This is a genomic window from Prevotella intermedia ATCC 25611 = DSM 20706, from assembly GCF_001953955.1.
GTDB classification, from domain to species: domain Bacteria; phylum Bacteroidota; class Bacteroidia; order Bacteroidales; family Bacteroidaceae; genus Prevotella; species Prevotella intermedia.
Genome location: NZ_CP019301.1, coordinates 1 through 13,686, shown reverse-complemented (window position 1 = coordinate 13,686; position 13,686 = coordinate 1). Strand labels below are relative to the sequence as shown.

General features: G+C 48.7%; 5 protein-coding genes and 6 pseudogenes. 4 read left to right on the top strand and 7 right to left on the bottom strand.

Translation table 11 applies throughout. The features are described 5' to 3' along the window. Nucleotides 1–152 precede the first annotated feature (152 nt). From BWX39_RS08635 to BWX39_RS08620, 4 genes and pseudogenes are all read left to right on the top strand, one after another. A pseudogene (locus BWX39_RS08635) lies at nt 153–1,104 on the top strand (toprim domain-containing protein). A 9-nt stretch (nt 1,105–1,113) separates the two neighbouring features. Further along, complete coding sequence (locus BWX39_RS08630) at nt 1,114–1,575, top strand: DUF3408 domain-containing protein (RefSeq protein ID WP_028905988.1); 462 nt, start codon at nt 1,114–1,116, stop codon at nt 1,573–1,575. Nucleotides 1,576–1,932: 357 nt separating this feature from the next. Beyond that, complete coding sequence (locus BWX39_RS08625; RefSeq protein WP_028905987.1) at nt 1,933–2,364, top strand: plasmid mobilization protein; 432 nt, start codon at nt 1,933–1,935, stop codon at nt 2,362–2,364. Further along, nucleotides 2,348–3,361, top strand: a pseudogene (locus BWX39_RS08620) (relaxase/mobilization nuclease domain-containing protein). Before BWX39_RS08625 ends, BWX39_RS08620 begins: the two are co-directional and overlap by 17 nt. Before the next feature lie 758 nt (nt 3,362–4,119). Here the strand turns inward: BWX39_RS08620 and BWX39_RS08610 are convergent. From BWX39_RS08610 to BWX39_RS12725, 7 genes and pseudogenes are all read right to left on the bottom strand, one after another. Continuing rightward, nucleotides 4,120–5,756 (bottom strand): annotated as a pseudogene (locus BWX39_RS08610) (dipeptidase). 34 nt (nt 5,757–5,790) lie between these two features. Next, nucleotides 5,791–7,427 (bottom strand): annotated as a pseudogene (locus BWX39_RS12840) (M23 family metallopeptidase). 168 nt (nt 7,428–7,595) lie between these two features. After that, nucleotides 7,596–8,801, bottom strand: coding sequence for a DUF4296 domain-containing protein (locus BWX39_RS08595; RefSeq protein WP_244271523.1), 1,206 nt, complete (start codon nt 8,799–8,801; stop codon nt 7,596–7,598). Between the two features lie 9 nt (nt 8,802–8,810). Beyond that, nucleotides 8,811–9,487: pseudogene (locus tag BWX39_RS08590) on the bottom strand (lipoprotein signal peptidase). A gap of 8 nt (nt 9,488–9,495) precedes the next feature. Then, nucleotides 9,496–9,878 (bottom strand): annotated as a pseudogene (locus BWX39_RS08585) (TraR/DksA family transcriptional regulator). 161 nt (nt 9,879–10,039) lie between these two features. Beyond that, nucleotides 10,040–10,294 (bottom strand): DUF5915 domain-containing protein, encoded by a 255-nt coding sequence (locus tag BWX39_RS12835; protein WP_394333101.1) that lies wholly within the window; start codon nt 10,292–10,294, stop codon nt 10,040–10,042. A 56-nt stretch (nt 10,295–10,350) separates the two neighbouring features. Continuing rightward, nucleotides 10,351–13,683, bottom strand: a complete 3,333-nt coding sequence (locus tag BWX39_RS12725; protein ID WP_394333100.1) for a class I tRNA ligase family protein — start codon at nt 13,681–13,683, stop codon at nt 10,351–10,353. Nucleotides 13,684–13,686 lie beyond the last annotated feature (3 nt).

The following is a 13,686-nucleotide window of genomic DNA, read 5'->3' as shown; positions in this document are numbered from 1 at the left end:
AAGTAATACTGATTATCAATTACTTATCACAAAATAATATGTAGTAAGAAGAAAGATGAAAAAGTTTGGAGGGGAAAAACTTTGGAAACGGTAAAACCATAAAACAGACAAGCATAAATAATTATCATTCAACTCATTAAAGTATCAAAACAATGAAAGAAGAAGATTTATCAGCTATCAAGCGATATTCCATCGTGGAATATCTCGAAAAGAAAGGCATCAAGCCTGCCCGCAAAACACCAACCTATGCTGTGTATCGCTCACCATTGAGGGAAGAAGTGCATCCGAGTTTCAAGGTGGACAGGGAAAAGAACCTTTGGCATAGACTATGCCGAAGGCAGGGGTGGAAGTATCATCGACCTTTGTATGCGCTTGGAAGGCTGCACGCTCTCGGAAGCCATCTGCCGTTTGGGGCAGAACGCTTCAGAGTATATAGTGCCCAGCTCCAGCTCTCCAAAGAGAGAAACATCCATCAGCCCAAAGCAAACAGAAAATACAATGGCAAGCGGTACAAGGAGACTGACAAGCATATCAGACACCTTGCCGCCGCACCTGCAGGAGTATCTCAAAAAGGAACGCTGTATTGATTTAGAAAAGGCAACACCCTTTCTCAAATGTATCAGCTACGAGGTAAGGGGAAGAAGACATGAAACCATCGGCTTTGCCAATTCTTCGGGTGGTTATGAACTTCGGGACAACAAAATATTCAAAGGAACGATTGCCCCCAAAGACATCACTCCGATATTTGAGGACAGGGCACAACCCGTCTGTCTGTTTGAAGGCTTTATGGACTTTCTCTCTTTTCTTTCAATGAAAGGGGAAGTAACCAACCAATGTCTCGTGATGAATTCTGTGAGTAATGTAGCAAGAAGTATTCACTACCTGAACAAAAGAAATATAACCTCTGTTCGTGCTTTTCTTGATAATGACGATACAGGGCGAAAAGCAGTACAGGAATTTGTAAACGCAGGTTTTAAGGTAGAAGATATGGCTGTGTATTATAAAGACTTCAAAGACCTCAACGAGTATCATGTCAGCCGTGTCCGTGAGCATGAGAAATCTCAAAATACAAGCAACAAAATAAAACAAGTCAACTTAAAATAAGATAGAGTGATGAAAAAGGAAAGAAGAAATATGGAAGAAATAGATCGTTTCATAGGAAAAACTTTTGGTATGAGCCAAGCTGAAAATTCAAGTGAACAATCTGTCTCTGAATTCCGGGAAAAGGGAATGAAAACTATTCAAGAGCAAAAACAACAAGAAACAGAACATGCCATAGAGCATGCCACGCCATCCGAGCCTGTACTGCATACAGAGCATGCAACTATTCAACGACGCATCAGTGCCAAGATGAGAAAAGAGACACTTGACGCATACAAGCAAGCGTTCCTTGTTCCAACAAAGCTGAGCGAGAGAAAGGCGGTCTATCTGAGCAGGGAAACACAGGAACGTGCGGACTTCATTGTCCGTAGATTGGGAGATAAAGGAGCCAATGTCTCGAGCTTCATCGAAAACCTTGTGCGTATCCATTTGGAGGAATACGGTGAGGAAATAGAAAAATGGAGGAAGCTGTAAACAACAGAAAATGGTCGAGGGTTTTTAGAAAAAGGAACGCCCCTTTCACTCAAAACCCTCGACACTTTTTAGAGAGTAAGGCAACGAACTTTTGCTAAAACACTGAAAGGTGGGAACGCCATGAACATAGTTATACATGGAATGCACGGCATTCACTTTTAGGCTACAAAACGCTTTGTGCGTAAACGGAACGTTAGCTGACATTGCAAGACGTCAGTTTGTACCCACAAACTGCTTTTGCTCCCTCGTCCATCTATCGGGGAGGTTAGACCGTAATCACTCCGTTCTCATCGGTCAGTATTCAGGAATTAAGAAGCAACGAATCATCTACAATGATTAACTTTCAAAAAAACTTATATGAGCAGATACAAGGGAAAAGCTGCCCGATGGCAGCAACAGAATAAGGAAGAGCAGCAGATGAACAAGACGGAGTTCATCAAGGTAAGATGCACCTTAGAGGAAAAGCAGCGTATCAAATCAAGGACGGAAATCACGGGGCGGAAGTTCTCCGACTACTGCCGTGAGATACTCCTTAACGGAGAAGTTACAGCCGTTCCAAAAATGACCGACAATGAGAGGGAAGCCATTGCCATACTCCAGCATACAGGAAGGTTCTACGGGCAGGTTTCCAACCTCATCAAGGTCAAGGACGAGGATTGGCTACATATCACAAAGAACCTTTCCCTATGTGCAAAGGAAGCATTTAAGCGATTTTACGACCCTCATTTTCGTGTGGACGATGAGGTATATAAGGTCTTAAATCTGACAAGAGATGATAGGAAAATGTAAGGCGATAGCACACGGCAGCACGGCTTTGGACTATATTTTCAGAGAGGGCAAACTCGGTTATCGGCTTGCTTTTCACAATCTTTGCAGCAGGGAGGCAAAGACGATTTATGAAGAAATGAAAGTGGTCAGCGACCATAACAGCCGTTGCAGGAACAAGTTTCTCCGCATTGAAATAGGCATCGCACCTCAGGACGAGAAAAAGCTGCCTGTGTCCGAACTTATGAGGATAGCCCATTTGTTTGCCAAGCGAATGGGACTTGACAACCATCAATGGGTGGCGGTAACGCACAAGGACACCGACAACAGACATATTCACATCATTGCCAACCGCATCAGTCTGTACGGTGAGGTTTATGATACCACTTTTGCGAGCAACAGGGCAGCGAGAGTGGCAGAGGAAATAAGCAGAGAGAAAGGCTTGACCATCGCAAAGGAGGTCAAGGCGGAGAAGAAATATCAAAAGACAAAAGCCAGTCCAACGAGAGAGCAGACGAAGCAGCAGGTGCAGAAGATTTGCTATGCCTTGCTTGAAAATACAAAGGTACAGGTATCACGGGACACTCCATGTTCCTCTATGAGCTGAATAAGAACGGCATCGCCATAGAGCGCATGAAGAACAAGCAAGGTAATGTTCTATGGCTTGAAATTCTCATACGCAGGACAATCCTTCAAAGCTTCCGAGATAGGCAGGGAGTTCGGCTACCGTTCCTTGCAGAAGAACTTTGAACCAACCGAAAAGAAAGAACTACATGCTGCAGGCTATCAACTTGTTCCTCCAAGCCGTTCCTCTATCTCACGAGACAATGACACTCCACGAGTGCAGAATCCCATTGGTGCAGTGGCAGACGCCATTGTTGGCGCAGCCGATGAAGTGGTGGAAGGATTGGGCGATTTGATTACACCATCCACACATGGCGATGACTATACCGAAGCAGCATGGCAGCGTAAACTCAGAAACCAAGCCAACAGAAAGAAGAAGCGAGGACGAGGATTATAATCCCATTACAGTGACAAAAAACAGCATTAAAAAATGCAGAATGAAGAATTTCTCATTAAAAACGCTTGTTATTCGCCAGCAAAGTATTATCTTTGCAACAGAATAACAAGCGTTCTTTGTTAGGCAGAAAACAGCGGAGCCAAGTAGTTCGCTCGTTTCTAAATCGTTACCAGTTTAGTTGTATCAGTAAGGTAACTTCTTTATTTTCAATTAGATACACTTTAATAAATATCTTGCATGGTGATAGTTATATTTGTGAAAAATATTTACAGCCTTGTAGCCCTTTTTTCGTTCAAAAGGGAAGTGGTTGTTTCTGATTTCCTATTGTTTCTTTGCTTTGGTTGTGAAATGAAAAAATACCTTCTGATGCGGATAAGGAAGGGGCTTGACGTGCTGTTGGCTTCAGTCGTAAAACAAAAAGCAGCCCCAAACACGGTGGATTGGGACTGCTTCTGCGAAAATAAAGGGTTTTATTCTGTTGGAACTTTAAACTTTTTTATTGCTGTCCGGTAAAACTTTTCTCTCCAATTCATTATTATAAATAATGCTCCTAAAGTATTATTCTGGGTGTTTTTCTCTTAAATTTCGCCCCAATTTCATTCAAATAAGAGTTTTTAGTAACTGTTACTATTTGAAACAAAAAGTAAGCCCCTATTGGCTATATGTGCTTGTAATACCGATAAATAAAGGTTTGTAGAACTTTCAATCAGTTTTTACCGGACAGCAATAAAACTTTTTATTCTTTTGGGTTTAAGTTCTTATTCTGCAGGAACTTCAAACTTGTCGCCTGTCTGCTCTACGAGTGCCTTGCGGGCAGCTTGGCTCATACCTGGACGAGCGGGGCGAGCGGCAAAGCCAGACTCGGTGCGTTCGAACTTACCGTCCTTTTCGGGCTTCACAGCCATATCGTTGAACTTCACGATGAGGTAGGTTGCGAGCTGCTTCCATTCGGCAATCATTTCGTTGCTCTTTGCTACGAGTAGTCGTTGAGGAACTTAACGGCTGCTGCCTTGTCGGTAAGGTAAAGCTCCTGTGCTCTTTCCTCAATCTGCTTGCGGTCGGCTTCGTAGCCTTTTTCCAAGCGGTCGCGCACAGCTTTGAGTGCTGGGAACATCTGAGAGTAGCGTGGGTAAACCATATTTGCCACCCAGTTGCATACCCAGAATGCGTTCTTGTCAGAGAAAGTAACGGCGTCGGCACCTGGTGTGTTGAAACATTCGGCACGTTCTACGTTGCTGCAATAGATTGGAACGTAGGCTGCCATATTGGCGTCGTCGTTGGCAAACCAGATGATACCGCCGATTTCGCGTGGCAACCACGAACGCAACTGGCATACATAAGAGAATGCGCTCTGCTGTGTAGAGGCTGGACGCTCGGTGAAATACTTCTTTCCGTTGTATTCGAATACCAGTGGAGTGGGGCGATAAGGCATATCCCAGTTGCCCTGACCGCAGTCGTTGAGTGTGCTCAGCGGTGTGCCTTCGTAGTGGTCGCGCATGCTCATCTGCACGTCAGCGAGGGTTAGCTTGCGGTCTGGCTGAATCCAGAGAGGCATATCTTCGGCGTTCTTGTCCTTACCGAGTGCCCAAGGCAAGTAGCGAGACATATCCTTGAAGTGGTTGAAGAAGCTCCACACGCGTGCATCGCAGTAGCGACGGCCGCCGAAATCGGGTGCTGCGTAAACCATTTTCCAGTTGAAGTCCTTGTCGTTGCCTGTGAACCAGCCCTTTTCGCGAGCGAACTTGATGCAGTTCTTCGATGTCATAACGTCGGTGTTGTATGTAGAGAACTGGCCGATGCGTGCTTGGTTGGCGTGTCCTGAAATCATTCCGTCAGGTATGCGCACAGCTACCCACACCACTTTCTGCTTCTTGTCGCCACCGCAACCCATCATTTCGAGAATCCAAACTTCGTTAGGGTCGGCAATGGTGAAGCTCTCTCCGCTCGACTGGTAGCCGTATTTCTCTACCAATTCGGTCATTACCTTGATGGCTTCGCGTGCTGTCTTTGCACGTTGCAAGCCGAGATACATCAGCGAACCGTAGTCGATGATACCTGTTTTGTCTATCATCTCCTCGCGTCCGCCGTAGGTTGTCTCGCCAATGCTGAGCTGATACTCGTTGATGTTGCCGATAACGTTGTAGGTTTCGGCAGCTTCGTCGATGAATCCGTGGCTTTCGCCAGAGTCGTAGTCGATGATTTCGCGCTTCGTGCCCTTTGCGTGCTTGCCTGCAGCGTAGTGGCAGAGGTTAGTGAACAAGCCGTAATCGTCGGCACTGTAAGTTACGAAAACCGAACCGTCGGTAGTCGCTCCCTTTGTTGCAATGAAGTTTGTGCAAGCCTTTGCTGCTCCGAAAGAGCATACGGCGAGCACGGCTAAAAGTAGTTTCTTCATAATTATATAATTTAAAATTAAAAGTTTGACATTATTAATATATCAGTTTTGTCGTGTAGGTTGCCACGTTCTGTCGGCGGTCGGTGGCTGTAATCTGCAGTGTGCGCTGTGCCTTTGTGGGGCGAATGGGTGTCTTGCTCAGGTCGCAGAAGATGATGGAACGGTCTTTTCCTTGCTCGAACAGCACGAATTTGCCGTCGATGTAGGCTTCGTAGCCCTTTACTCCGCTACCCGTATCGGACAGTCGGAAGGCGAGAAACGTCGGACTTGCCGAGGTTTGCTGTATTGTGGCAGCGTGTTGTCGCAAGCTGCATAGTACACCAAGCCAGGTCGCGAATGTTTCCCTTCAGCCAACCGCCCTTGTAGGTGCCTCCGCAGTACATCGGAGGTGTGCCTGCGCCACTGCCTGCTGCCACTGCTGCCATATACAACTTCGATGGGTCGGAGGGCGGTGTGGCTATCTTGATGTTCAAATCGGTGTAGCCGAGCAAGGGCAAGAGCGACGGTGCAAAGTGATAACCTGCCGAAAGGCACCTGCTATGTTGCTTTGTTGAGGCTGCAAGAGGCTGTTGCGTGCCAAGAGCGAGCCATCGACGTGGAGCAAGGCTGCACCGAAGGGCACGCGGTTGGTGCGGTTGGTGAGCAAAGCCGTGCTGCCGTTGCCTATGGACTGTGCAGGCTGAATGGCTTGCGGAGTGCCACAACGTATATGTCTTTTACGGTTTTGTTGCCGTAGTAGTCGCGGAAGACGTATTGCAGGTGTATTCACGCTGTTGGTTGAAGTCGATAATGCCACGTGCGTGGTTGGTTTTAATGAACGGTAGGCGGTTGCCTGGTTCAAGGAAAGACTTCAGATACCACGTCCGATGACTCACAAAATACTCGTAGTCGCCCCACGTTTATCATTCGGTTGCACTTTTGGGGTATGTTGTTCACATCGCTTTTGCAGACTAACTTGCCGTCGCAGTAAAGCTCGGTGTAGCGCACGCCGTAGCTGTTGTACACGCCGTCCATGTGGTCGTAAGCCCATGCGCCGAAGCCAACCTTACCCCACGCTTGGTAGCGGGTTTGTCCGAACGAGCAGATGCGGCTTTCCTGCGTGTTCTGGAAGACGCCCTGCCCACGCTGCGGATAGCTCTTGAACGAGTAGGCGGTGGGTGCCTCGGTGTCGGGAACGATGTGCGAGAGCCAGTTCAGCGGGTCCATCAGGTTGCCCGTTGCCGTCTGGTGCATTTCCAAATGTAGGTGCGGACCTTGCGAAGCCCCCGTATTTCCGCTGAGCGCAATGAACTGTCCCTTTCTTACAGGTATTTCACCAGGTCGGAAATGTATGTCGCCGTTGAACTTACGGTGCGCATATTGCCAGCGTTCCACGGCTGCCTGCACCTGCGGAGCAAAGCGGTTGAGATGCACGTAGAAGCTGGAATAGCCGTTGGGGTGGGCTATTACGAGTGCGTAACCGAAGCCGTATTCGCCCACAATGGCACGCGAGATGTAGCCATCGGCAATGGAATAGATGCCAAAGTTTACGCCACGCTCGGTTTTCACGTCGATACCGCCGTGGAAATGGTTGGGTCGGGGTTCGCCGAAGTTGCCCGCGAGCTGTACGGGTATGTGCACTGGCGAGCCGAATGAGAGTGCTGTGAGCAGTAAACTTATGATAAGCTGCATCTGTTTTGTCGTTGTTTTATCTTGTTTTTTCGTTCCTCAAAAGGTGCGTTTTTTCGCTATGGCAGTGCTCAAACAGGTTGGGCAATGCTCGTTTGGTTTAAGGGGAACGTTCTTTCTGTTGTTCCTTGTTGTTGTTTATGTAGTTGTCTTGCTGTTCCGTTCCTTTCTTTACAAGGTGTTTTCAGCAAGTGCCTTGCCTTTATTCAGCGAGCAGTTTGCCGTCTTTATAGGCACGAAGCTGTCCATGTTGCCTTGTAGGACGACCTCGCCGCCTATCCATTCCGTCACAGCAAGCTCCTCTGTGAGGGGGAAGCAGCGCACCACCGTCTCGCCAACGAGTTCAATTACGGCAGGCTCTATGCGCTCGTTGTCGCAGATTGCCGTGTTGGCAGCCACTCTTCTCATCGTGTTACGGGTATCTGCAGGTTCTTTTCGCTCAGGGCTTCTTTCGGTGTGCTGCGTTCCAGCATAACTGGCTGGTCGGTTCCCGAGGCAGGTTCGACTTGTAGTTTCTTCCACTGCTTCGCCGCCCACGTTGCGTATGGGGTAGGTGGTATCGGTAGAATCGCTTGCTTCGGTTGCGGCAGTTTTGCTCTTGTGCATACGAATGAGCTTGATGTTGGTTACTGCCAACAGGCGGAAAGTGCTTGATGCTTCTTGCGGTTGAGGCATGTAGAAGTAACCACGCACCCGCTTTATGCCCACGTTGGCGTTGTCGCGAATGGACAATACTTGGTGGTCTTCGTTGTATATGCGTATGGTTTCGGTGGCTACGCTGTCGTTTCCGAACGTTACGGAGAACACGGCGACACCCTCGCGTGTACCGTCTTGCACGATGAATTGTGGGTCGAATTCGAGCGTTAGCTGGTCGCCCTTGTGGTAGGTGGTGTCTGTTTGTATTTCAAAATATCTGTAATTGTCGGGCGATTGCGGCATCAGTATCACTGCCCTTGCCTTGTTCCACACGTTCGTGGTGTCGCCCTTGAGCGATGCTTCGCCGTATTGACTGAAGTCGGACGCCGATGCGCCTTGTGCACGGGCTTCCTTTTGCAACCTTTCGTCGATGTTCTCGTACATCTTCTTCAGCCGTTCGGTGTGGCGCATATAGTATTGCAGCGACTTGCTGAACTCGCTTTCGCTCACTTCGTGGCGTTTGAATACAGCCAGCTTGTAGGCTTCCTGTTCGGTTGGGGTTGCGTTTTTAATGGCTGCCATCGACATTGCGATGTGGTAGTCGTATAGCAGGTCTTCCATATCGCCGGGCTGAATGTAGTCTGACGGTACGGTGGGTTTGCACGAAACCAACACGAGAACGAGCAAAATCAAGAGTTTTGCCCATCTTCCTTGTGTGTTGTTGGGTTGCTGTGCGTGCATTCCTAATATCTATTTTTCAGTGTTTTCTGTTGTTTCTTCTATGTTCTCGGCTGTTGGCGGTGTTGCCTTGATGTTGTTGAAGTCGTTTCGGTAGAATAGGAAAAGTACCACTACGCCCACCGAAATGCAGGCATCGGCAAAGTTGAATATCGCCGAGAAGAAAGTGAAGTCCTCGCCTCCCCCACACTGGAAACCAATTGGGGAAAGTGCCGTGGAAGAGCGGGAACGAGAACATATCTACCACGTTGGCCCCATCAGTATAGATGCGTAGCCTTCGCCCCACGGCACAAGTTGGGCAGGCGGCAAGTTGGTATAATAGGGGTGCGACGCCGTGAAGATTTCGCCATAGAAGAGCGAATCGAAGATGTTGCCTGCTGCTCCGGCGTAAATCATACTCAGTACGACGATGTAGCCTATGCGTGCACCCTCTTTAATCTTCTTCCAAATGTACCACGTCAAGCCACCTACGGCAACGATTCGGAACAAACTTAGGAAGAGTTTGCTGCCGATTTCCATACCGAAAGCCATACCGCGGTTTTCTATAAACGAGATGCGAAACCAATCGAACACGACGATTTCCTCGCCGATATTCATATTCAGCTTCACTGCAACCTTAATTGCTTGGTCAATCAGAGCAGCAAAACGATGATTGCTGCTGCGATTGTACATTTCTTTTTGTTGTTCATCTGAACCTTTAATGGTCTTTGTTGGCCTGCTTCGATGCCACGCTGAGTGTTGCGTGTGGCACTATTCTGAGGCGTTCCTTGGGGATTAGCTCTCCCGTAATTCTGTCTATGCCGTACGTTTTGTTGTCAATACGCACCAATGCAGCCTGCAAACCCTGTATGAACTTCTGCTGACGCTGTGCCATCTGCACGAGTTCCTCTTTGGTTTGGTTGGTACTGCCTTCTTCCAGTGCCTTGTAGGTGGGCGAGGTGTCGTTCACGTCGTTGGTGTTCTTGTTCATCAAGACCTTCATCGTTTCCTCGTAGTCCGACTTGGCAATGTCTAATTTCTTGTTATGATAGCGCGGAACTCCTCGAGTTCTTCGTCGCTGTAACGCTTCTTTTCTTCCATAGATTGTTAGTTAAATGGTGTTCTACTTAGATTTACTGTTCTCTGTATGTATGTTTTTGTTGTTCCTTATATATAATAAGGTGTACTGCGGCGTGGTGGAAGAGCGTTCAGCCACCACGCGCAGCCTGCCTTGTTATGCTTTTTGTACGAGAATGTTGAGCTTAAAGTCGTCGAAATCCACTTCCGTTCCGGCCGTTTTCAGCCACTACAATATCGTTTGCCAGCACCTGTGTCTTAACGAGTTCGCCGAAGGCAGCGATGGCTGCGGTGGTTTCGTCGTTAGGTGTTACGGTTACGATGATGCGGTCGGTGATTTCAAAACCTGTTTCCTTGCGGAGGTTCTGAATGCGGTTACAAGCTCGGCGTGCCATTCCTTCCTTCTTCAGTTCGTCGGTAAGCTCCACTTCGAGTGCCACGGTGAGGTTTGCCCTCGTTGCTTACCAGCCAGCCTGGCATATCTTCTGAGATGATTTCAACATCGGCTACGTCTACGTTGATGGTTTTCGCCTTGCAGGTCGAAAGCGAAGTTTCCGCTCTGCTCGAACAGTGCAATCTCGTCTTGGTTCAGGCTGTTCATCTTTGCCGCAACGTCTTTCATAAGCTTGCCATACTTCTTTCCATAATGCGGAAAGTTGCACTTCACTTTCTTCACGAGTATGCCCTGACCTTCCACGAAGTTGAGTTCCTTCACGTTTACTTCACTCTTTATGAGGTCTGCCATAGCCGTAATGTGCTGACGTTGTGTGTCGTCGATGGCTGGAACCATAATCTGTGCGAGCGGTTGGCGCACTTTAATGTTCACCTTACGGCGCAAAGCCAGTACCATAGAGGTGATGCGCTGTGCCATATCCATACGTGCTTCGAGGTCGAGGTCGATGGCTGCCTTGTCGGAAACGGGCCACTTGTCGAGGTGAACGCTTTCTTTCTTGCCCCCAAGGTCGTGATAGAGTTCGTCGGCATAGAACGGTGCGAGCGGTGCGACGAGCTTTGCCACCGTCATAAGGCAGGTGTAGAGTGCATCGTAAGCACTGCGCTTGTTTCCGCTCATCTCCTTTCCCCAGAAGCGTTTGCGGTTCAGACGCACGTACCAGTTGCTCAAATCGTCGTTCACGAAGAAGTTGTCTATCAAGCGTCCTGCGCGTGTTGGGTCGAAGTTTTCAAGCTCTGCGGTAACCTTGTCTACCAGCGAATTGAGCTTTGAAATAATCCAACGGTCAATCTCTGTCGCATCTTCCGTCAGCACTGGTGTGCCTTCGGCAGGTATCTCGTAGTTGTCTACGTTGGCATAGAGTGCGAAGAAACTGTATGTATTATATAATGTGCCGAAGAACTTGCGGCGACATTCGTCCACGCCTTCGGGGTCGAACTTGAGGTTATCCCACGGTTCGCTGTTGGTCATCATGTAGAAGCGCACTGGGTCGGCACCATATTTCTCCATCATTTCAAATGGATTGGTAACGTTGCCCACGTGCTTGCTCATCTTGTTGCCCTTTGCATCGAGCACGAGTCCGGTTGATATAACGTTCTTGAACGCAACCGAATCGAACACCATTGTTGCGATTGCGTGGAGCGTGAAGAACCAACCACGTGTCTGGTCTACACCTTCGTTGATGAAATCGGCAGGGTAGAAGGCTGGTGGAACGGCTGTTCCGCTGTACGAAGAGCTTACGAGCTGCTTGCGATATTTGTCCTCCGACAATCCTGTCTTAGCCAAACCGTCCTTGCAGATTTCGCCTTCGAACGGATAGTGGAGCTGTGCGTAAGGCATAGAACCGCTGTCGAACCACACGTCGATGAGGTCGTCTTCGCGTCGCATAGGCTCTCCTGCATCGTTTACGAGTACGATGTCGTCCACGTAAGGGCGGTGGAGGTCGATGCGGTCGTAGTTTTCCTGACTGTAATCGCCCACTACGAAGCCGCGTTCCTTGAGCGGATTGCTCTTCATAACGCCTGCTGCAACTGACCTTTCTATCTCGTTGTAGAGTTCTTCTACCGAACCGATGCACTTTTCGTTGCGCTTTTCGTCGCGCCAGATAGGCAGCGGTGTGCCCCAGAAGCGCGAACGGCTCAGGTTCCAGTCGTTCAGATTCTCCAACCAGTTGCCGAAACGTCCCGTACCAGTTGATTCCGGCTGCCAGTTAATGGTCTTGTTGAGTTCCACCATACGTGTCTTGGCTGCCGTGTCTTTGATGAACCAGCTGTCGAGCGGATAGTAAAGAATGGGCTTGTCGGTACGCCAGCAGTGCGGATAGTTGTGCGTGTGTTTCTGAATATTGAAGGCTTCGCCCGCCATTTTCATCTCCATACACATCACGATGTTGAGGTCTTCCGACTTCTCGGAAGTCTTCTTGTCCCATACGCCGTCAGGGTTGAAGCGTGGGTCGTAGGCGTTCTTCACGTAGTCGCCTGCGTGTTTGCCGTAAGCGTCTTTGTCTACGCAGGCAGCAATGAAGTTGTTGTCGAGTTCCTCAAAGGTGTAATACTTACCCTGTAAGTCCACCATTGGGCGTGTTTCTCCTTTTTTTGATGAGGTAGAGTGCCGGAATGTTGGCGTCTTTAGCCACTTTGGCGTCGTCGGCACCGAAAGTGGGAGCGATATGCACAACGCCAGTACCGTCTTCGGTAGTAACGTAGTCGCAAGAATAATGCGGAAGGCTTCGCTTTCCATTTCTACAAATTCGTCGCGACCGTCTTCGCTCTTGAATACCTTCTCGGTATGCGCCTTGGCGTAGTTGTTTACGAATGTAGGAGCTACCTCGCCGGTGCGCTCAACAGGCTTAATCCATTTCATAAGCTGCTCGTAGTGAATGCCTTCGAGCTCGGTACCCATTGCCTTTCCTACGATACGGTAAGGCAATACCTTGTCGGTAGGCTCGTAAGCAGGCATTTCGCCTTCCTTCACTTCGCCTTCGGGCTTGAAGTAAGCCGTCAATCGGGTAGATGCCACCACCACTGTAGCCTTGTCGGCAGTGTATGGATTGTAGGTCTCTACTATCAGATATTCAATCTTCGGACCCACGCAGAGTGCCGTGTTTGAAGGCAATGTCCAAGGCGTTGTAGTCCACGCAAGGAACGATGGCTTGCCCCAAGCATTGGTTTTGATGCCTTGTTTCTGGCAGAAAGCTGCCCAATCGTTTTCCACAATGGTGAAGTGCACCGTTGCAGTGGTATCTTTCACATCGCGATAGCAGCCTGGTTGGTTCAGCTCGTGGCTCGAAAGTCCAGTGCCTGCGCCTGGCGAATAGGGCTGAATGGTGTAACCCTTATAGAGCAAACCTTTGTTGTAGAGCTGCTTCAAGAGCCACCAAAGCGTTTCGATGTATTTGTTGTCGTAAGTAATGTAAGGGTGGTCGAGGTCTACAAAGTAGCCCATCTCCTCGGTAAGTTTACGCCATTCGGCTGTGAACTTCATCACATTTTCACGACATCTGTGGTTGTATTCCTCAGTCGAAATGTATTTTTCCGAATCCTTGTTGTCGATGTCTTTCTTCGTAATGCCCAGTTCTTTCTCCACGCTGAGTTCCACAGGTAGTCCGTGTGTGTCCCAACCAGCCTTGCGATGCACCTGAAAACCCTGCATCGTCTTGTATCTGTTGAAAGTATCCTTAATGGCACGTGCCAACACGTGGTGTATTCCGGGGTGTCCGTTTGCAGAGGGAGGACCCTCGAAGAAGATGAACTGAGGCGCGCCCTCGCGCTCGTCAATACTCTTATGGAAGATGTCTTTGTTCTTCCACTCTTCTAACACTTCCTTGTTGGTATTTACCAAGTTCAGTCCGTTATGTTCGGCGAATTTCTTAGCCATAAT